Genomic DNA, 21316 nt, shown 5'->3' on the forward strand with positions numbered 1-21316 from the left:
AATAACAGTTGAAAGAAGAGCTATCACATATTATCATTTCAAACTTTATTACTGAAAGTAAAGCGGTAAATTCTGAAATAAAGTTAAGCTATCAAGTGTTTGGTAAACCTTTAGGTACAGCACCAATAGTGTTAGTAAATCATGCTTTAACAGGAAATAGTAATGTTGCTGGAAAAGAGGGTTGGTGGTCAGACTTAATAGGTGATGATAAAGTTATTGATACCAAACTATACTCCGTTTTAGCCTTTAATATTCCTGGTAATGGTTTTGATGGTTTTGTTATTGAAAACTATAAAGATTTTGTAGCACGAGATATAGCAAAACTGTTTTTAATTGGTTTAGAAGAATTAAAAATAGACCAATTGTTTGCAGTTATTGGCGGCTCTTTGGGCGGTGGGATTGCTTGGGAAATGGCGGTTTTAAAACCAGATTTTACAGAGCATTTAATTACGGTAGCCACCGATTGGAAATCGACCGATTGGTTAATTGCCAATTGCCAAATTCAAGAGCAATTCTTATTAAATTCTAAAAATCCGGTACACGATGCTAGAATGCACGCGATGCTTTGCTATCGTACACCGGAGTCTTTTAAAGAACGGTTCCAACGCTCAAAAAATGATGATTTAGAGATTTTTAATGTTGAAAGTTGGTTGCTACATCACGGTAATAAATTACAGGAGCGTTTTCAGCTTTCAGCTTATAAATTAATGAATCAGTTGTTAAAAACGATTGATGTAACAAAAAATAGAAAAAACGATTTTAATGTTTTAGAAAACATCAAAGCCAGCATTCATATTATAGGTGTTGATTCTGATTTGTTTTTTACAGCCGAAGAAAACAGGCAAACCCATAAACAATTAGCAGTTACAAATCCTAATGTCACTTATAATGAAATTAATTCGGTACATGGGCACGATGCGTTTTTAATAGAACACGAACAATTAGAAAAAATAATAGAAGGCATTTTTGTGCCAAATTCTAAAAAAAGAAAAATGAAAGTATTAAAGTTTGGGGGGAAATCTTTAGCAAACGGAGACGGATTACATAAAGTGCTTTCCATTATTGAAAATAAAGTAAATGATGGCGAAAAAATTGCAGTTGTAGTTTCGGCTAGAGGCAGTGCCACAGATGATTTAGAAGCTATTTTAAACAAAACTTTAAAAGGTGAAGATTATCAAGAATCGTTACAAGCATTCAAGACCTATCAAAAAGAGCCTTTAAAAACAATTGATTTTTCACAAGAATTTTCAATCCTTGATAAATTGTTTGAAGGTGTTAGTTTATTACGTGATTACAGTCAAAAAACTAAAGACGAAATTTTAGCACAAGGTGAATTGTTAACTATAAAACTATTGTCTAGTTTATTAAATGAAAGAGGGGTTAAAGCTAAGGCTACAGATTCAAGACAACTATTTAAAACAGATGACACCTTTGGTAATGCACAACCAATTTCGCAAATATCAAAAGATAACGTTCGTAACTATTTTAAGCAAAATGCAGATATAGTAAATATTGTAACAGGTTTTATTGCTTCTAATTCTAAAGGAGAAACCACTACTTTAGGAAGAAATGGGAGTAATTATTCCGCAGCATTATTAGCAAATTTTTTAGATGCAGAAGAGCTTCAAAATTACACGCATGTAAACGGGATTTATACGGCAAATCCAGATTTGGTGGCAGATGCTCAAAAGATTAGAGAATTATCTTTTAGTGAAGCTAACGAATTAGCTAATTTTGGAGCTACTGTTTTACACGCTAAAACTATAATTCCGTTAGTAGAAAAAAATATAAGTCTTCGTATTTTAAACACCTTTAACCCTGATGATGAAGGCACGCTAATTACGGCAAAACCAAGCTCAAAAGAAGTGACCTCGTTATCTGTTTTAGACAACGTTGCGTTGTTAAATTTAGAAGGTCGCGGATTATTAGGTAAAATTGGTGTCGATGCCAGAATTTTTAGAGCTTTAAGCGATCATGGTATTAGTGTGAGCATTATTTCTCAAGGATCTTCAGAAAGAGGTATTGGGTTAATTATTGATGCGGAAAAAGCGACTCAAGCTGTTATTGCTTTGGAGCGCGAATTCGAAAGCGATTTTTACTCGCAAGATGTAAATAAGATTGAAGTGGTTGATGATGTTTCAGTAATTTCAATCATTGGAATTGAGCTGAGTTCTTTTCATAAACCGTTTAACGCCTTAATAAAAAATCAAATTACGCCACTATTATTCAATAATACGGTTACAGGTAGAAATGTAAGTTTGGTTGTTAAAAAAGATCAATTACATAAAGCTGTTAATGTAATTCATGGGGAGGTTTTCGGAATTTCTAAAAAGATAAATATTGCCATTTTTGGTCATGGCGGTGTTGGTGGCGCATTAATCAATCAGATTTTAAAATCAAAAGATGAGATCGAAAAACGCAAAGGCATTAACCTAAATGTGTTCGCCATTGCCAATTCAAGAAAACTCATTTTAAACAAAAAGGGAGTCAATGAAAATTGGCAAGATGATTTAAAATCTACTTTACAAGAAAGTTCAATCGAATCTATTATAGCATTTGCAAAATCACATCATTTAGAAAATTTAATTGCAGTTGATAACACTTCAAGTTCAGAGTTTCATTCAAATTACGTACCGTTAGTAGAAGCGGGTTTCGATTTGGTGTCGTCTAATAAAATTGCTAACACCATTTCACACGATTTTTATACTCATTTAAGAGCTCAATTAAAAGAGAATAATAAGGATTATTTATATGAAACTACTGTTGGCGCAGGTTTACCTTTAATAGATACCATTAAATTATTACATGAATCTGGAGAGAATATTACTCGAATTAGAGGTGTATTTTCAGGAACTTTAAGTTATTTATTCAATAATTTTTCTGTGGAAGACAAACCGTTTAGCGAAATTATTCAAGAAACCATTGACAAAGGATTTACAGAACCAGACCCGAGAGAAGATTTTTCAGGAAACGATGTGGCGAGAAAGCTATTAATTTTAGCAAGAGAGTTAGATTTGCAAAACGAATTTGAAGATGTTGAGGTTCAGAATTTAATTCCTGAAGCCTATCAAAATATTTCGGTTGAATCATTTTTGAGTCAGTTGAATGTTTTAGATGAAGAATTTAAAAAGATAAAAGACAATCAAGAAGAAGGACATGTTTTAAGATATGTTGGCGATTTATCAGGAGATTTATCACAAGATAAAGGGAACTTAGAAGTGAAATTGGTATCTATTCCAGAAGATAGTACCTTAGGTCATGTAAAAGGAAGTGATGCCATTTTCGAAATTTTCACAGAATCCTACGGTGAACAACCCATCGTTATTCAAGGCGCAGGAGCAGGGGCAGAAGTTACTGCGCGAGGTGTTTTTGGAGATATTTTAAGGTTGTCGAAACATATTAATTAAAAAATAACTCCTCAAAATCTTTATTTTGAGGTTTCCGTTGAAATTGTCATTCCCGCGAAGGCGGGAATCTATAAATTAAAGAATTGTAATGTCATACTAAGCGCAGTCGAAGTATCTTTCTAATCTTTAATAAAATAATTACGCCACTAATACACAAATAAATGATTCGTGAATTTGTGGCTTAAAATAATGAAATGAGTAAACAGAAAAAACAATTCGAAACCGAAGCTATTCGTACACAATTACAACGTACTGAATTTTTAGAACATACTAGTCCGTTATACCTAACATCAAGTTTTATTTTTGAAGATGCCGAAGATATGCGTGCTTCTTTTAGTGAAGAAAAGGAACGCAATATTTATAGCCGATTTACAAACCCAAATACCTCAGAGTTTGTCGATAAAATTTGTAAAATGGAAGGTGCAGAAAGTGGTTACGCATTCGCCACAGGAATGGCAGCGGTGTTTTCAACTTTTGCAGCCTTGTTAAATAGTGGCGATCATATTGTTTCGGCGCGCTCAGTTTTTGGTTCAACACATACGCTTTTAACTAAGTATTTGCCAAAATGGAATATTGAAACCAGTTATTTTAATATTAACGAACCTGAAACGATTGAGCGTTTTATCACTCCTAAAACAAAAATTTTATTTGCAGAATCACCAACAAATCCAGCTATTGATATTATCGACTTAGAGTTGTTAGGAAATATTGCCAAAAAGCATAATTTAATTTTAGTCATCGATAACTGTTTTGCAACACCATATTTGCAGCAGCCTATAAAGTTTGGAGCGCATTTGGTTATTCATTCTGCAACCAAATTAATTGACGGACAAGGACGTGTTTTAGGTGGTGTTACTGTTGGAAATGCAGATTTAATTCGTGAGATTTATTTGTTTGCCAGAAATACAGGACCAGCTTTATCACCTTTTAATGCGTGGACTTTATCTAAAAGTTTAGAGACCTTAGCTGTGAGAGTCGATAAACATTGCGAAAACGCCTTAAAAGTAGCAGAGTTTTTAGAAGCTCACCCAAAAGTAAGTTGGGTAAAATACCCGTTTTTAAAATCGCATCCGCAGTACAAAGTCGCTAAAAGACAAATGAAATTAGGTGGTAATATTGTTGCTTTTGAAGTTAAAGGCGGTATTGAAGCAGGACGAAAATTCTTAGATGCTATTAAAATATGTTCTTTATCTGCTAATTTAGGAGATACGAGAACTATAGTAACGCATCCAGCAAGTACAACACACAGCAGTTTAGCTGAGGAAGATAGATTAGTAGTTAATATTACCGATGGATTGGTGCGTGTTTCTGTTGGCTTAGAACATGCAGATGATATTATTGCGGATTTGGAGCAGGCTTTGGGGTAGAATTTAAATTTTTGAAAACCATTCTGGGCTTACTGAAACCTCTTCGATAAGTTCTGTTTTTACCCCAAGATTGAATTCTTTTAGTTTGTCACACAGTAGTTCTCCATCGATTAAATCGATTGGAGGAGCGCCATCTCTGGTTGCTTCTTTTATTGCCTCTCTCGTGAAATTCCCCGTTGTAATAAATAATCCTTTGTCTGCTCTACCTTGCATTGCTCCTCTAAAATCTCTTATATCTCCAGAACCAACAGAGCCTTTGTATCTTTTCGATTGAAAAAAGACGTGAAAACTTAAAAATCCATTTAGTCTGACTATTCCTTTTCCGTCAATTCCACCGTCACCAGATTTTCCAGTAACTTCAACTTGTATAAATCCACTTTCTCTTAAAATTCTTTGACAAAGTCTTTCAAAAGCTGATGGTTCAATTTTAAGAATAATAGTAATTAAGTTTTCTTTCCAATCAATTTGATCTTCTATTTCCTCATCTATTTTTGATTGAATCTCTTTTTTTGTTTGTTTTTTGTCCGTTTTAGGTTTTCTAGTTTGTTCTCTGACTGTTTTTAAAATTTCATTAGAATTCAATGAAGATATATCAATTTCATTATTAATTAATGCCCAAACACCACGAGAAGAATTGTCAATTAACCCATATTTTTTCAAATAAGTTCTTGCCCAAGCTAGTCGATATTCAACTTTAGTTTGAACTCCATTTTCATCATGTGGGATTTCTAAAATATCTTCATCATATCCCGTGACTTCATAAACTTTTTCATTGATTTCATCTATAGAACCAGAGCCACCTAATAACTTTAAAGCTTTCAAAGTTGGAATCATCATTTTATCATGAGTTGGTACTTTATCGTATATTTTTTTTCTTCCCATTCATTTTATATTTTATTTTGGAATTCTGTATATTTCACTAATCTACTAATTATCTACTAAATGTTTTTGAATATTCATAACTTTTCCTAAAATACCTATATTAGCACCATGCTATCTAAAAAAACAAAATACGGTTTAAAGGCACTCACTTACATTGCAAGAAACCAAGGCGATTTGCCTGTGCCAGTTGGCGAAATTGCAGAATGTGAAAACATACCTCAAAAATTTTTGGAAAGTATTTTACTTACTCTTAGAAAATCTGGTGTTTTAGGTTCAAAAAAAGGGAAACACGGGGGGTATTATTTACGACAAGAACCAACTGAAATTAAAATGACCGATGTGATGCGTGTTCTTGAGGGGCCAATTGCTATGGTACCATGTGTAAGTTTAAACTTTTACGAAAAATGCGATGATTGTCCAGACGAAGAAAAATGTAGTGTTAATAAACTCATGATTCAAGTACGCGATAACACACTTCAGGTATTTAGAAATACCACTTTAGCAGATTTATCTGGGAAGTAGCATTGAGAATATCGCAAAATATATAATATTTCTTAGTTTTTTATTCCGTTTATCCTTTAAATACTCCATTATTCTAAAAAAATTGTTAATACTATTTGTAGTGTTATAAAAAGTATTACATTTGTAATTCCTACTAAATCGATAGGATTAATGTAAAATGATAACAAATGATAGCGCAAATGTTATTAAAAAATAAAGAAAAGTCTACATATAAAGAGGATAGTGTTGGAGAAAAACCTATCCGAAGTGTTGCAAAGGCTTTAAGTTGGAGGGTTGTAGGGACTTTAGACACTTTGGCTGTTTCCTTTTTCTTGGCACAGGATATTAAACTGGCTGCCTCTATAGCTTCTGTAGATTTTATAACAAAATTGGTTTTGTATTTTTTCCATGAACGCGTTTGGAATGTCGTTAAATGGGGTAAATAAGATTATAGATAAGAGATGATAACAGAAAATCAAATAGAAGAATTAAATAAAAGCTTTGAAAAAGAAACGCCTGCCGAAATTATTCAAAAGGCTTTAGAGCTTAGTACGGAAGCAGTAGTAACTACCAATTTTAGGCCTTATGAAGCTGCTATATTGCATGCTGTAAGTAAAGTTGAATCTCAAATTCCAGTAGTTTGGTGCGATACAGGGTACAATACACCACAAACTTATAAGCATGCAGAACAAGTTATTTCTGATTTAGCTCTAAACGTGTTCTTATATGTGCCAAAACACACATCGGCGCATAGAGATGTGGTTATGGGAATTCCTAGTATTGACTCGCCTAAACATGCGTTATTTACAGAGCAAGTAAAGTTAGAGCCTTTTAAACGCGCTATGGACGAGCATAAACCAAAAGTGTGGTTTACAAACTTACGTCAAGGGCAAACCACATTTAGAAATAGCATTGGTATTTTTAGTTTAAGTAAAGATGGAGTGTTAAAAGTAAGTCCTTTCTATTATTGGTCTGATGGAAAATTAGACAGCTATTTAGATAAGAACAACTTACCAAACGAGTTTAAATATTTCGATCCAACAAAAGCATTAGAAAATAGAGAGTGTGGTTTACACGCTTAAAAATAAGAATATGAAGAAAGATACATCACATATCAATTCACTAGAAAATGAAGCGATTTACATTATGAGAGAAGTAGCAGCACAGTTTGAAAAACCTGTTCTGTTGTTTTCTGGAGGAAAAGATTCAATTACTTTGGTAAGATTGGCTGTTAAAGCATTTTATCCAGCAAAAATACCATTCCCATTAATGCATATTGATACAGGGCATAACTTCCCAGAAACTATTGAGTTTAGAGACCGATTAGTTAAAGAATTAGGTTTAGAATTGATTGTTAGAAATGTGCAAGATTCTATTGATGAAGGCAAAGTTAAGGAAGAGTCTGGTCGTTATGCCAGTAGAAACATGTTACAAACTACCACGCTTTTAGATGCTATTGAAGAATTCAAATTTGATGCATGTATTGGTGGTGCGCGTCGTGATGAAGAAAAGGCAAGAGCTAAAGAGCGCATTTTTTCTGTGCGTGACGATTTTGGTCAATGGGACGAAAAAAACCAACGTCCAGAATTATTTGATATGTTAAATGGTGAGATTGAACACGGACAAAATGTGCGCGTGTTTCCTATATCAAACTGGACAGAATTAGATGTTTGGTCTTATATAGAAAGAGAAAATATTGAGATTCCATCAATCTATTTTGCACACAAACGTAAAGTATTTTTAAGAGACGGTATGATTTGGTCTGCAGAAGACGGTATTGTTTATAGAGATGATAACGAAGAAGTATTAGAAAAAATGGTGCGTTTTAGAACAGTTGGAGATATGAGCTGTACAGCAGCTGTATTGTCTGATGCTGTATCTATTACCAAAGTTGTAGAAGAAATTAGAGACTCTACAATTTCAGAACGTGGTGCGCGTATTGATGATAAACGCTCTGAAGCTGCCATGGAGAAACGCAAACAACAAGGGTATTTCTAGAAAGCCCCCTAGCCCCCAAAGGGGGAACTAGCAAATTTGTGAAAAAACGTATATAACCCTGTAAGGTTATTGAACTTATAAAAATAAAATAAATTTTAAAATATAACCCGAATAAACTCCCTCTCCTATGGAGAGGGTTGGGGAGAGGCTTATGGAAGTATTAAAAATTGCAACAGCAGGAAGTGTAGATGACGGAAAGAGCACCTTAATAGGTCGTATTCTTTACGATACAAAATCATTAACGACTGATAAGTTAGAAGCTATTGAAAAAACCAGTAAACAAAGAGGTTATGATTATTTAGATTTTTCTTTAGCTACAGATGGTTTAGTTGCCGAAAGAGAACAAGGGATTACTATTGATGTTGCGCACATTTATTTTTCAACAAAAAAGAAAAGTTACATTATTGCTGATACTCCAGGGCATGTAGAATATACTAGAAACATGGTTACTGGAGCTTCAACATCTCAAGCATCTATAATCTTAATTGATGCTAGAAAAGGTGTGATTGAGCAAACTAATCGTCATTTTTTTATCAATAATTTACTTCGAATTAAAGATGTTGTAGTTGCCATTAATAAAATGGATTTGGTTGATTATTCTGAAGAAACATACAATAAAATTAAAGCAGATTTTTCGGAATTGATGAGTAAAAGAGATTATCAAGATCAAAAAATAACATTCATTCCAGTTAGCGCATTAAAGGGTGATAATGTTGTGCATCAATCTGATAAAATGTCTTGGTATAAAGGAGAATCTTTATTAGAACATTTAGAGCAATTGGATAAAGCCGATATCTTTAATATAGGTACACCACGTTTTCCTGTACAATATGTAATTCGTCCGAAAACTGAAGATTTTCACGATTTTAGAGGTTATGCAGGAAAAGTATATGGCGGTAATTTAAGTGTTGGAGACGATATTGTAGTATTACCATCGCAAACAAAATCGAAAATAAAGGATATTTATTTCTATGATGAAAAGTATGAAACAGCTTCAAGGCGTTCGTCGGTTACCATTACTTTAGAAAACGATATTAATGTAAGTCGAGGCGATATGATTGTTAAAGATGGCGATTTGCCAACCATAGAAAAACAATTTACGGCTAATGTATGTTGGATGGATTCAAAACAATTAACAACTGGTTCTAAATATGTGGTGCAACACGGTATTAATAAAGTATTGGCAAAGGTAGATGCCATTCATCATAAAATACATCCAGATTATTCAGGTATTGATACTGAGGTTTCTGGATTGGGAGTTAACGATATAGCATCAGTGACTTTCAAATTGAACAAGCCTATTTTTTACGATCAATTTAAAAACCACAGAACAAACGGGTCATTTATTTTAATCGATACGCAAAACAATAATACTGTAGGAGCAGGTTTCATTCAGTAAATAAAAACAAACACTAAATAAATTCCTTCTCATTATGAAGGTAAGGATAGAATGCAAAGTTTTAGAACAGAAATAGAAAATCCAGTTGTAGAAAACGACATTATAGAATTAGCCAATAAAATTGAGCTTTTTCATAACGGAAAAATAGATGAAGAAAAATTTAGAAGTCTTCGTTTAGCTCGTGGTGTTTACGGTCAGCGTCAAGAAGGCGTACAAATGATTCGTATAAAATTGCCTTACGGAAAAGTTAAGAGTAATCAATTACGAAGAATTTCGGAAGTTTCAGATGAATATTCTCGTGGGCGTTTACACATTACAACACGTCAAGATATTCAAATTCATTATGTCGATTTAAATAGAACGCCAGAATTGTGGGCAGAATTAGAACGTGATGATATAACTTTAAGAGAGGCATGTGGAAATACCGTACGTAATGTTACGGCGAGTGAAACTGCTGGGATTGATGTTAATGAGCCGTTTGATGTGTCGCCTTACGCCGATGCTTTGTTTCGCTTCTTTTTACGTAACCCAATTTGTCAAGAAATGGGGCGAAAGTTTAAAGTGTCATTCTCATCTTCTGATGAAGATACCGGATTGTCCTACATGCACGATTTAGGTTTTATTGCAAAAACTAAAAATGGTGAGCGTGGATTTAAAGTTATGATTGGTGGAGGTTTAGGATCGCAACCACGTCATGCCGATGTATTGTATAAGTTTTTAGCAACTGATAAAATCATTCCAGTAATGGAAGGTGTTTTAAGAGTTTTTGATCGTCATGGAGAGCGTAAAAGTCGTGCCAAAGCTCGTATGAAATTCTTATTAAAAGATATAGGGTTAGACGCTTTTAAAGCTTTAATTGAAGAAGAACAAAACGCCATTGAGTTTAAATCGGTTACTATTGATGCTGATGCTTATAAGGTTTCAAAACCTGTTGAAGTTAAAGAAATTCCATTAGTAGATATTAAAAACCAACAAGCGTTTGAAACTTGGAAATCAACCAACTTAATTCCTCAAAAACAAGAAGGATTTGTTGCTATTGGCATTAAAGTGTTACTAGGCGATTTTTATACCGATAAAGCAAGACTATTGGCAGATTTAGTTGAAAAATACGCCGCAGGAGAATTACGATTAACACTACGTCAAAACATAGTTATTCCTTTTGTAAAACGCGAATTAGTGCCGTTTTTCTATAAAGAATTAGAGAAATTAGGATTTGTAGAAGCAGGATATAATAAAGCCGTAGATATTACAGCATGTCCAGGCACAGATACTTGTAATTTAGGTATTGCAAGTAGTACTGGAATTGCTGATGAGTTAGAACGTGTTATAAAAGCTGAATACCCACAATATTTAAAGAACGAAGATTTAGTGATTAAAATTAGTGGCTGTATGAATGCCTGCGGACAACACAATATGGCAAATATTGGTTTTCAAGGGATGTCTGTTCGTACGCCAGATAAATTAGTAGCACCAGCTTTGCAGGTATTGTTAGGCGGCGGAAATTTAGGTAACGGCAATGCAACTTTTGCGGATAAAGTGGTGAAAGTGCCAAGTAAAAGAGGGCCAGAAGCTTTGCGCAGAATTTTAAATGACTTTGAAGCTAATGCTAACGGAAAACAATTTGTTGAATACTATAAAGAAAAAGGTGAAAAGTATTTTTATGATTTCTTAAATGATTTACAAGACGTTACCAATTTAACTCAAGATGATTTTATCGATTGGGGAGAAGAAGAAAAATACGTTAAAGAAATCGGTATTGGCGAATGTGCCGGTGTAGTCATCGATTTAATTGCTACCTTGTTTTTAGAAAGTGAAGAGAAAATTGAAAATGCTAAAAAATCTTTTGAGGATAGAGTGTATTCGAGTGCTATTTATCATGCTTATAGTTCTTTGGTCAATTCCGCGAAAGCGTTATTATTAGCCGAAAATAAAAAAACAAATACACATGCAGGCATAATTAGTCAATTTGATGAATTGTTCGTAGCTAGCGGAAAAATAGATTTGGGAGTTGAATTTTCTGAGTTGATTTATCAAATTAAAAAGTACGCACCAACTCAAGATTTTGCATCAAAATATATAGAAAATGCGAATCAGTTTTTAGATAAAGTGAGAGCTTACAGAGAAGCTGAAACAGAAATAAATAAGCTTCAAAAGAAAGCAGTTTAAAAACACGATGAGTACTAAAATTCCAAAATTAACAGTTGTAGGTGCAGGACCTGGAGATGTAGATTTAATAACGCTTAAAGCTATTAAAGCTATTAAATCTGCAGATGTTGTTTTGTATGATGCGCTTATTAATAAAGAATTACTTGAATATGCGTCCACAAAAGCAGAGCTCATTTTTGTGGGCAAACGCAAAGGATGTTATGCCTATCAACAGGACCAAATTAATGAGCTTATTGTTGGTAGAGCTAAGTCTCACGGACATGTTGTGCGTTTAAAAGGTGGCGATCCATTTATTTTTGGTCGTGGTGCAGAAGAGATAGATTATGCCAGGCAATTTGGTATTGAAACTTATGTTGTGCCAGGAATAACATCGGCAATAGCAGTGCCAGCGTATCAAGGTATTCCGTTAACAAAACGTGGAGCTTCAGAAAGTTTTTGGGTAATTACAGGAACAACCAAAGCACATAAATTATCAAATGATGTGCAATTGGCTGCAAAATCAACAGCAACCGTTGTTATCTTGATGGGTATGAGCAAACTTAATGAAATTGTTAAAGTTTTTTTAGCAGAAAATAAGCAAGATACAGTAGTGGCTATCATTCAAAATGGTACTACCGAAAACGAAAAATTTGGAGTAGGTACTATTAGTACAATTAGTAAAGTAGTTGAAGAAAAGCAATTAACTTCTCCAGCCATAATCGTTATTGGAAATGTTGTAAAAGAACGTGTAGTCTTAAATTCTATTTATAAAGATTTTGCAACAGCTTAGCGTATGGAAAGAAATAATTTATATCCCATATTTTTAAAAGCAAAAAACTTAAACATACTTATTGTTGGGGGAGGTTATGTGGCTGAAGAAAAATTGAGTTTTCTTTTAAAATCGAGTCCAGATGCTTGTGTAACAATTGTGTCGCCTATGTTTAGAGAAGATACTTTATCTTTGTCTAAGAAAGGAGATGTTACACTAATAAAAGACCAGTATAGCAAGCGTTATTTAAAAGGAAAACATATAGTTATTGCAACAACTGATGTGCCTAAAGTGAATGTGAAAGTTTATAAGCATTGTAGAAAAAGAAGTATTTTAGTTAATGTTGCCGATAATCCGCCGTATTGTGATTTTTATATGGGAGGCATTGTTACAAAAGGTAATGTAAAAGTGGCGATTTCGACTAACGGAAAATCACCAACAACAGCTAAACGGTTAAGACAATTTTTTGAGGATGTTATTCCAGAAAATGTAGACGATTTAGTTAAAAATTTGAATGAATATAGAAAAACAATAAAAGGAGATTTCGGGCAAAAAGTAGAAACGCTAAACGAATTCACCAAAGGATTAATTGCAAAAAAAGAAGTATAAAATGATTAAAACAGATATACTCATTATTGGTGCTGGACCAACAGGATTATTTACAGTTTTTGAAGCTGGATTATTAAAACTTAAATGTCATTTAATTGACGCATTGCCGCAACCTGGTGGACAATGCTCTGAGATTTACCCTAAAAAGCCTATTTACGATATTCCGGGTTTTCCAGAAATATTAGCAGGAGATTTAACTAAAAACTTATTAGAACAAGGCAAACAATTCGAACCTGGTTTTACTCTTGGCGAACGTGCTGAAACTATAGAAAAACAAGACGATGGTTCTTTTATTGTAACCACTAACAAAGGCACAAAACACCAAGCGCCTGTTGTTGCTATTGCTGGCGGATTAGGGTCTTTCGAACCACGAAAACCAGCTATCGAAGGTATTGCAGATTATGAAGATAAAGGGGTTGAGTATTTTATTAAAGACCCTGAGGTTTACAGAAATAAAAAAGTAGTTATTTCTGGAGGAGGTGATTCTGCTTTAGATTGGAGTATATTTTTAGCCGATGTAGCTTCAGAAGTTACCTTAATTCATAGAAGAAATGAGTTTAGAGGCGCACTAGATTCTGTTGAAAAAGTAGGCGAATTAAAGCTTTTAGGAAAAATTAACTTAATCACACCAGCTGAAGTAACTGGTATTCATGGTGAAGGTAAAGTTGAAAGTGTTACCGTTGTAAAAGATGGTGAGGAAATGCAGTTAGAAACTGATCATTTTATTCCTTTATTCGGATTATCACCTAAATTAGGTCCTATTGGAAATTGGGGATTAGAAATTGTAAAAAATGCTATAAAAGTAGATAATACTCTTAATTACCAAACTAACATACCAGGTGTTTTTGCTATTGGAGATGTTAACACCTATCCAGAAAAATTAAAGTTAATACTTTGTGGTTTTCACGAGGCGACTTTAATGTGCCAAGCTGCCTACAGAATTATCAATCCAGGTAAAAAGTATGTTTTAAAATACACAACAGTAAGTGGTGTTGATGGTTTTGATGGCACTCGTAAAGAAGCGCCAAAAGCAGTAGTTCAAGCTATTAATTAGATGTTTGTTCTGTGAAAAAAAGCTATAATGTTTGTTTAAAAGATACCGTTAAAACGTTCACTAAAAGATTGTTTTATTCATTGTTTGATTGTGAACAAGAAGACGCACATGGGAAATATTTAGAAAAAACCTTTCTTAAGATATTAGCTAAATTAGAGATTGAAAATGGAAAAGAAATTTGGAATTCATTTAAGTTAGAACTTCCAGGTATTAGAAAAAAATTAGATTTAGACGCCATTGCTTTTGAGAATAACGATCCAGCTTCGCACTGTTTAGAAGAAATTTATTTAGCATACCCTGGTTTTCATGCCATTTCAATTTATAGATTGAGTCATGCGCTTTATAAATTGAATGTTTTTATCCTTCCAAGAATGATGAGCGAATATGTTCATGGTATTACAGGAATAGATATTCATCCTGGAGCAACTATAGGGGAGTCATTTTATATAGACCACGGAACAGGAATTGTTATTGGAGAAACATCTATAATTAAGAATCATGTTAAAATTTATCAAGGTGTTACGTTAGGAGGAGTTCAAGTTAGTAAGAGTTTAGCTAAGGTAAAAAGGCATCCAACTATAGAAGATAATGTTTGTATTTATGCAAATGCCACCATTTTAGGAGGCCATATTATTATAGGTGCGAATAGTACAATTGGTGCAAACGTTTGGATTACAGAATCTGTGCCAGAAAACTCATTAGTAACCTATAAAACTGAAATAAAAATCAGACCTAAAAAGAATGGCATACGGTAAATCAATACTAGATCAAATAGGGAATACCCCACTAGTTGAAGCAAGTCATATTGTCTCAAATAAAAATGTCAAACTTTTTTTAAAACTTGAAGGTAATAACCCAGGCGGAAGTGTAAAAGATCGTGCTGCATTTAATATGATAAATGAAGCTTTGAAAAGAGGCGATATTAAAAAAGGTGGGACTTTGGTAGAAGCTACTAGTGGAAATACAGGAATTGCCCTTGCTTTTATCGCTAAACTTTTAGGATTGAATATAGTTTTAGTCATGCCTGAAAACTCAACCGAAGAGCGTGTAAAAACTATGCGTGCTTATGGAGCTGAGGTTGTTTTAACTCCAGCAGATATTGGTATAGAAGGCTCACGAGATGTAGCGTTTCAGCTTAGAGACGACAAAGGCTATGTATTGCTAAATCAGTTTGAAAATGATGATAACTGGAAAGCACATTATAAAACTACAGGTCCAGAAATTTGGGAAGCAACCGAAGGTAAAGTCACTCATTTTGTTTCGGCTATGGGCACTACAGGAACCATTACAGGTGTTTCAACTTATTTAAAAGAAAAGAATAAAAATATAACCATTGTGGGGGCACAACCTGCTGATGGTGCTAGAATCCCAGGAATTAGAAAATGGTCGCCAGAGTATGTGCCAAAATTTTTCAATCCTAAAAAAGTAGATATAGTTGTTGATGTTACAGAAAAAGAAGCCAAAGGAATGACACAACGTTTGGCTAAAGAAGAAGGTGTTTTTGCAGGGATGAGTAGCGGAGGTTCAGTATTTTGTGCTTTAAAAATAGCCAAATCAATTGATAAAGGTATTATTGTAGCCATCATTTGTGATAGAGGTGATCGATATTTATCTTCAAGTTTATTCGAATAAATAGTCTTACATTTAACTGAAAATGTAACGGTATTATTTATTATGAAAAAAATATTAATTTTCACACTACTCTTAATAGCTTGTAAATCAAATACAGAGACGAGCATTTCTTCAGATTTTGAAATAGGAATTATAGCAGATTGCCAATATTGCAATTGCGATTCACAAAACAATAGATTTTATCGACAATCTACAAATAAGTTCAAATCTGCTGTAGAAAAATTAAACACTAAAAAATTAGATTACACAATTCATTTAGGAGATTTTATTGATCGTGATTTTGAAAGCTTTGATACTGTATTACCAATTTGGAATAGCCTAAAATCTGAAAAATTTCATGTTCTTGGGAATCATGATTTTAGTGTCTCCGATTATTTAAAATCTTTAGTTCCAAAAAAAATGGGATTAAAAAATCGTTACTATAGTTTTATAAAAAATAATTGGCGTTTTATTGTTTTAGATGGTAACGATCTTAGCTATCATGGAGCCATAACCAATACTAAGAAAAAAGAAACAGATTCTCTTTTTAATCTTCTTAAAAATGAAGACGAGCCTAATTTACAGACTTGGAATGGTGGTTTGAGTTCAGACCAATTACTATGGGTTAAAGAAGAATTGAATCAAGCAAAAAATAAAAATGAGTATGTTGGTTTTTATTGCCATTTTCCAGCTGGAAGAAATGGAGACTCTCATAATTTATGGAACTACAAACAGTTTCTTCAACTTATAGATGGTTATGCTAATGTGAAATTCTATTTTAATGGTCACAATCACAATGGAGATTATCTTGAAAAAAACAATGTACATCATCTTACATTTAAAGGTATGTTAGATACAGAAAACACTTCGGCATTTGCCACTGCAAAATTTACCAAAGATTCAATTTTTATAAAAGGTTACGGAAGAGAACCATCTCGGGGATTAAAAATCAACTAAGTATAACTCAATTTTTTATATAAAAAATGAACAAATAAAGTTAATTGTGTTACTTTTGCATTTCAGTTCATTAACGTGCTAGTGTTATCAAGAAAGGTAGAGGGATTAGACCCGTTGAAGCCTTGGCAACCCTTTATCTTGTAAAGAAGGTGCTAAATTCTACTAATATGAAAGTATTGGAAAGATAACGAAAAGTGAATCCTTAACTTTTCTTGATGACATGTAGATACAAATAATATCAAAATGTCAAACATACAACAAGCTTTACAAGAGCGTATTTTAATTTTAGATGGTGCAATGGGTACTATGCTACAAGCCTATAAGTTTTCTGAAGAAGATTTTAGAGGCGAGCGCTTTAAAGAGTATCCAACTCCATTACAGGGTAATAACGATTTGCTGTCTATTACCCAGCCAGAAGCTATTAAAACCATTCACGGGAAATATTTTGAAGCTGGCGCAGATATAGTTGAAACCAACACATTTTCTGGAACAACAATCGCCATGGCAGATTACCAGATGGAAGATTTGGTATATGAACTTAATTATCAATCGGCTAAAATAGCCAAAGAAGTTGCGGACAAATTTACTGCTAAAGAACCGCACAAACCACGTTTTGTAGCAGGTTCTATAGGGCCAACGAATCGTACAGCAAGTATGTCGCCAGATGTAAATGACCCTGGATATAGAGCGGTAACTTTTGATGAATTACGAATCGCTTATAAACAACAAGTAGAGGCTTTAGTTGATGGCGGTGTAGATTTATTATTAGTAGAAACCGTGTTTGATACGCTTAATGCAAAAGCAGCATTATTTGCTATTGAAGAAGTGAAGGCTGAGCGTAATATTGAAGTGCCAGTTATGGTGTCGGGAACGATTACAGATGCTTCTGGTAGAACGCTATCTGGACAAACTGCTGAGGCATTTTTAATATCTATTTCACACATTCCATTATTATCAGTTGGGTTTAATTGTGCATTAGGAGCTAATTTATTGCAACCACATTTAGAAGCAATTGCTTCCAAAACTGACTTTGCTATTTCAGCACATCCCAATGCAGGTTTGCCAAATGCTTTTGGCGAATATGATGAAACTCCAGAGGAAATGGGTGAGCAAATAGAGGAGTATTTAAAAAAGAATTTAATAAACATTATTGGTGGTTGTTGTGGTACGTCGCCCGAGCATATAAAAGTAATCGCAAGTATTGTTGCCAAATATAAACCACGTCGTCATGCTGAACTTGTTTCAGCATCACATTAGGAAATGGTTATGATATTAGAAGTAGCCACATTATACATAAAGAAAGGTCTTTCCGCAGAATTTGAAATCAATTTCAAAAAAGCAGAAAACATCATCTCATCAATGAAAGGTTATATATCACATCAATTAAAAAAGTATGTAGGGCAAGAGGATAAATATATATTATTAGTGAATTGGGAAACGATTGAAGACCACGAAATTGGCTTTAGACAATCAAAGGAGTACCAAGAATGGAAAGCGTTATTACATCATTTTTATCACCCGTTTCCAACAGTAGAGCATTATAAGTAATGAAAATAAAACAAAGTAAATACATGAAGTTGTCTGGTTTAGAACCTTTGGTTTTAAACGAAAACAGCAATTTTATAAATGTAGGAGAACGTACCAATGTTGCGGGGTCTCGTAAATTTCTTCGTTTAATCAAAGAAGAAAAATTTGACGAAGCTTTAGACATTGCAAGACATCAAGTAGATGGTGGTGCACAAATTGTCGATATTAATTTTGATGATGGTTTGATTGATGGTAAAGAGGCGATGATTCGTTTTTTGAATTTGATAGCTGCAGAACCAGATATTTGTCGTGTACCCATTATGATTGATAGTTCTAAATGGGAAATTATTGAGGCTGGACTTCAAGTGGTACAAGGTAAATGTGTTGTGAATTCCATTTCACTTAAAGAAGGCGAAGACAAATTTATTTGGGAGGCAAAACAGATTAAGCGGTACGGAGCTGCAGTAATTGTTATGGCTTTTGATGAAGAAGGACAAGCTGATAATTACGACAGACGTATAGAAATAGCAAAACGTTCGTATGACATTTTAGTTAATAAAGTAGGTTTTCCTTCAGAAGATATCATTTTCGATTTAAACATTTTTCCTGTAGCTACAGGAATGGATGAACACCGAAGAAATGCCATCGATTTTATTGAAGCGACGCGTTGGGTGCGTCAAAATTTAGAGAATGTAAGTGTTAGTGGAGGTGTTAGTAATGTGTCGTTTTCTTTTAGAGGAAATGATGGTGTTCGAGAAGCGATGCACTCGGTATTTTTATATCATGCCATTCAAGCAGGGATGAATATAGGGATTGTAAATCCTGCACTTTTAGAAGTGTATGATGATATTCCGAAGGATTTATTAGAGCATGTTGAAGATGTGATTTTAGATAGAAGAGACGATGCTACCGAGCGATTATTAGATTTTGCAGAAACTGTAAAAGGCTCAAAAAAGGAAGCTGGAGCAGATTTAACTTGGAGAGAAAATCCATTGCAAGATAGAATTACGCATGCTTTAGTAAAAGGTATTGATGCTTTTATTATCGAAGATATTGAACAAGCTAGACAAGAAGCAAGTAAGCCTATTGAAGTGATTGAAGGTCATTTAATGATTGGGATGAATGTAGTGGGTGATTTGTTTGGAGCAGGTAAAATGTTCTTGCCACAGGTGGTAAAATCGGCTCGTGTGATGAAAAAGGCAGTAGGCTATTTGAATCCATTTATTGAAGCTGAAAAAACCGATAAGCAAGAGCCCGTTGGTAAAATATTAATGGCAACTGTAAAAGGTGACGTACACGATATTGGTAAAAATATTGTGAGCGTGGTATTGGCTTGTAATAACTACGAAATAGTGGATTTAGGTGTTATGGTACCGCCCGAAAAAATTATTGAAACGGCTATAAAAGAACGTGTTGATGCTATTGGGTTATCTGGATTAATTACACCATCCCTTGATGAAATGGTTTATTTGGCAAAAGAAATGCAACGTCAGAATTTTGAATTGCCATTATTAATTGGAGGCGCTACAACATCAAAAGCGCACACCGCTGTTAAGATTGATACGCAGTATAAGAATGCCGTGGTTCATGTAAATGATGCCTCAAGGGCGGTAACAGTTGTTGGTGATTTATTGAATAAGAAATCATCGCATGAGTATGTCGCTAAAATGAAAGCTGATTATGATGAATTTCGAACTAAATTTCTAAAACGAGGGAAAGAGAAATCATATATTTCAATTGAAGAGGCCAGAAATAGAAAATATAAAATTGATTGGGAAACTTCTGAAATTGTAAAACCTAAGGAATTAGGTGTTCAGATTTTAAAACAACTAAGTTTAAAAGAATTGGTGCCGTTTATAGATTGGAGTCCGTTTTTTAGAAGTTGGGATTTGCATGGAAAGTTTCCAGATATTTTAACTGATAAAGTTGTTGGTGAGCAAGCTACAATCATGTATGAAGAAGCGCAACTAATGATAAAAGAAATTGTTGCAAAACAACTTTTAAAACCTAAAGCGGTTTTTGGATTGTTTGAAGCAAACTCAATACATGATGACGATATTTCTGTTCAGAAAAAAGGAGAGGAAGTAGCTGTTTTTAGAACGCTGCGTCAACAATTAAAAAAGCGCGAAGGGATTCCTAATCATGCATTAGCAGATTTTATTGCACCAAAAGAAACTGGTAAAACCGATTATGTGGGAGCATTTTGCGTTGGTATTTTTGGTGCGCAAGAACTAGCAGATAGTTATAGAGATAAAGAGGATGATTATAACGCGATAATGGCACAAGCTATTGCAGATCGATTTGCTGAGGCTTTTGCTGAATATTTACATAAACAGATTAGAACCAAACATTGGGGATATGCTGTGGACGAAGATTTAACTAACAACGATTTAATAAAAGAAAATTACAAAGGCATTCGTCCAGCACCAGGTTATCCCGCATGTCCAGATCATTTAGAAAAAGAAACCATTTGGGAATTGTTAGATGTAGAAAAGCTAATTGGTGTAAAGCTAACTGAAAGTTTAGCAATGTGGCCAGCAGCAGCTGTATCGGGTTATTATTTTGCTAACCCAGAAGCAAAATATTTTGGTTTAGGAAAAATTACAGACGACCAAGTAACTGACTATGCAACAAGAAAAGGAATAACAAAAGATAAGGCAAGAAAGTGGTTGCATCCAACAATTGCAGAACAATAGATATGAAGTTTATAGAATTAACATTAGGGAATCATATTATTGTTCACGGCTATGATAATGATAATAAAGAAATAACAGAAGAAGTAAGCGTTGATAATTTTTCAAAAAAAATAGTTGCTGTTTCCAGAATAAAATCGGTGAGTGAAAAGTATGTTTTAACTGATTATATTGACGGAAGATGGATTTATTGGGAGTATGAAGAAGCTTTTGAAGATGTAAAAAAGACACTGGTTTAGCCTGCGTTAGTGATTGAAGAGGAAAGCCCGCAGCGAGGCACGAGCGAGGACTTGCAACGTAAAGCGCGACCACTTGCCCTGAGCGGAGTCGAAGGGTTGTGGTAACGCCCAAAAAATAAAATTAGAATAAATATTGATGAGATTTTCGCCTTCACTTC

19 protein-coding genes and 1 riboswitch are annotated in these 21316 nt (G+C 33.9%); of the genes, 18 read left to right on the forward strand and 1 reads right to left on the reverse strand.

The annotated features are described in order from the left end of the window. The first annotated feature begins 8 nt into the window (after positions 1 to 8). Both thrA and RG22_RS11095 read left to right on the forward strand, forming a co-directional pair. Positions 9 to 3407, forward strand: a complete 3399-nt coding sequence (thrA, locus tag RG22_RS11090; protein ID WP_034043185.1) for a bifunctional aspartate kinase/homoserine dehydrogenase I — start codon at positions 9 to 11, stop codon at positions 3405 to 3407. Between the two features lie 194 nt (positions 3408 to 3601). Continuing rightward, positions 3602 to 4774, forward strand: a complete 1173-nt coding sequence (locus RG22_RS11095) for a trans-sulfuration enzyme family protein (protein WP_034043187.1) — start codon at positions 3602 to 3604, stop codon at positions 4772 to 4774. Between the two features lie 3 nt (positions 4775 to 4777). Here the strand turns inward: RG22_RS11095 and RG22_RS11100 are convergent, their stop codons facing one another. Beyond that, positions 4778 to 5656, reverse strand: a complete 879-nt coding sequence (locus tag RG22_RS11100; protein ID WP_034043189.1) for a restriction endonuclease — start codon at positions 5654 to 5656, stop codon at positions 4778 to 4780. 108 nt (positions 5657 to 5764) lie between these two features. Here RG22_RS11100 and RG22_RS11105 point away from each other — a divergent pair, with 108 nt between their 5' ends. The 16 genes from RG22_RS11105 to RG22_RS11180 all read left to right on the forward strand — a co-directional run bounded on the left by RG22_RS11105 (position 5765) and on the right by RG22_RS11180 (position 21158). After that, positions 5765 to 6178: an RrF2 family transcriptional regulator gene (locus RG22_RS11105; RefSeq protein ID WP_034043191.1), complete on the forward strand. Its 414-nt coding sequence runs from the start codon at positions 5765 to 5767 to the stop codon at positions 6176 to 6178. A gap of 167 nt (positions 6179 to 6345) precedes the next feature. Next, the gene (locus RG22_RS11110) at positions 6346 to 6603 is read left to right on the forward strand and encodes a DUF2061 domain-containing protein (protein WP_034043193.1); all 258 of its coding nucleotides are present in this window, start codon (positions 6346 to 6348) and stop codon (positions 6601 to 6603) included. A 15-nt stretch (positions 6604 to 6618) separates the two neighbouring features. After that, the gene (locus tag RG22_RS11115) at positions 6619 to 7239 is read left to right on the forward strand and encodes a phosphoadenosine phosphosulfate reductase domain-containing protein (protein WP_034043195.1); all 621 of its coding nucleotides are present in this window, start codon (positions 6619 to 6621) and stop codon (positions 7237 to 7239) included. A 10-nt stretch (positions 7240 to 7249) separates the two neighbouring features. Then, positions 7250 to 8155 (forward strand): sulfate adenylyltransferase subunit CysD, encoded by a 906-nt coding sequence (cysD, locus tag RG22_RS11120; protein WP_034043197.1) that lies wholly within the window; start codon positions 7250 to 7252, stop codon positions 8153 to 8155. Positions 8156 to 8306: 151 nt separating this feature from the next. Continuing rightward, positions 8307 to 9554, forward strand: coding sequence for a sulfate adenylyltransferase subunit 1 (locus RG22_RS11125; protein WP_034046009.1), 1248 nt, complete (start codon positions 8307 to 8309; stop codon positions 9552 to 9554). A 51-nt stretch (positions 9555 to 9605) separates the two neighbouring features. Next, the gene (locus RG22_RS11130; RefSeq protein ID WP_034043199.1) at positions 9606 to 11720 is read left to right on the forward strand and encodes a HEPN domain-containing protein; all 2115 of its coding nucleotides are present in this window, start codon (positions 9606 to 9608) and stop codon (positions 11718 to 11720) included. A gap of 7 nt (positions 11721 to 11727) precedes the next feature. Continuing rightward, positions 11728 to 12489 carry a uroporphyrinogen-III C-methyltransferase gene (cobA, locus tag RG22_RS11135; protein ID WP_034043201.1) on the forward strand — a complete coding sequence of 254 codons (762 nt, stop codon included), beginning with the start codon at positions 11728 to 11730 and terminating at the stop codon, positions 12487 to 12489. 3 nt (positions 12490 to 12492) lie between these two features. Next, entirely contained in the window at positions 12493 to 13077 is a 585-nt protein-coding gene (locus RG22_RS11140) for a precorrin-2 dehydrogenase/sirohydrochlorin ferrochelatase family protein (RefSeq protein ID WP_034043202.1), read from the forward strand. A 1-nt stretch (position 13078) separates the two neighbouring features. Further along, entirely contained in the window at positions 13079 to 14131 is a 1053-nt protein-coding gene (locus RG22_RS11145; protein ID WP_034043204.1) for an NAD(P)/FAD-dependent oxidoreductase, read from the forward strand. An 11-nt stretch (positions 14132 to 14142) separates the two neighbouring features. Continuing rightward, on the forward strand, positions 14143 to 14886 hold the full coding sequence (gene epsC, locus RG22_RS11150) for a serine O-acetyltransferase EpsC (RefSeq protein ID WP_034043206.1): 744 nt from the start codon (positions 14143 to 14145) through the stop codon (positions 14884 to 14886). Continuing rightward, positions 14873 to 15763 (forward strand): cysteine synthase CysM, encoded by an 891-nt coding sequence (gene cysM, locus RG22_RS11155; RefSeq protein WP_034043207.1) that lies wholly within the window; start codon positions 14873 to 14875, stop codon positions 15761 to 15763. The genes epsC and cysM overlap by 14 nt, the downstream gene beginning before the upstream one ends. 42 nt (positions 15764 to 15805) lie before the next feature. Further along, positions 15806 to 16699 (forward strand): metallophosphoesterase, encoded by an 894-nt coding sequence (locus tag RG22_RS11160; protein ID WP_034043209.1) that lies wholly within the window; start codon positions 15806 to 15808, stop codon positions 16697 to 16699. An 81-nt stretch (positions 16700 to 16780) separates the two neighbouring features. After that, a riboswitch (SAM riboswitch) is annotated at positions 16781 to 16890 on the forward strand. Positions 16891 to 16942: 52 nt separating this feature from the next. Then, complete coding sequence (locus RG22_RS11165; protein ID WP_034043211.1) at positions 16943 to 17956, forward strand: homocysteine S-methyltransferase family protein; 1014 nt, start codon at positions 16943 to 16945, stop codon at positions 17954 to 17956. A 9-nt stretch (positions 17957 to 17965) separates the two neighbouring features. Continuing rightward, the gene (locus RG22_RS11170; RefSeq protein WP_034046011.1) at positions 17966 to 18247 is read left to right on the forward strand and encodes an antibiotic biosynthesis monooxygenase family protein; all 282 of its coding nucleotides are present in this window, start codon (positions 17966 to 17968) and stop codon (positions 18245 to 18247) included. Further along, positions 18247 to 20922, forward strand: a complete 2676-nt coding sequence (metH, locus tag RG22_RS11175; RefSeq protein WP_081997711.1) for a methionine synthase — start codon at positions 18247 to 18249, stop codon at positions 20920 to 20922. The genes RG22_RS11170 and metH overlap by 1 nt, the downstream gene beginning before the upstream one ends. A gap of 2 nt (positions 20923 to 20924) precedes the next feature. Next, positions 20925 to 21158 (forward strand): hypothetical protein, encoded by a 234-nt coding sequence (locus RG22_RS11180; protein ID WP_034043213.1) that lies wholly within the window; start codon positions 20925 to 20927, stop codon positions 21156 to 21158. Positions 21159 to 21316 lie beyond the last annotated feature (158 nt).

Source organism: Wocania ichthyoenteri Th78 (assembly GCF_000789235.1).
Lineage (GTDB): Bacteria > Bacteroidota > Bacteroidia > Flavobacteriales > Flavobacteriaceae > Wocania_A > Wocania_A ichthyoenteri.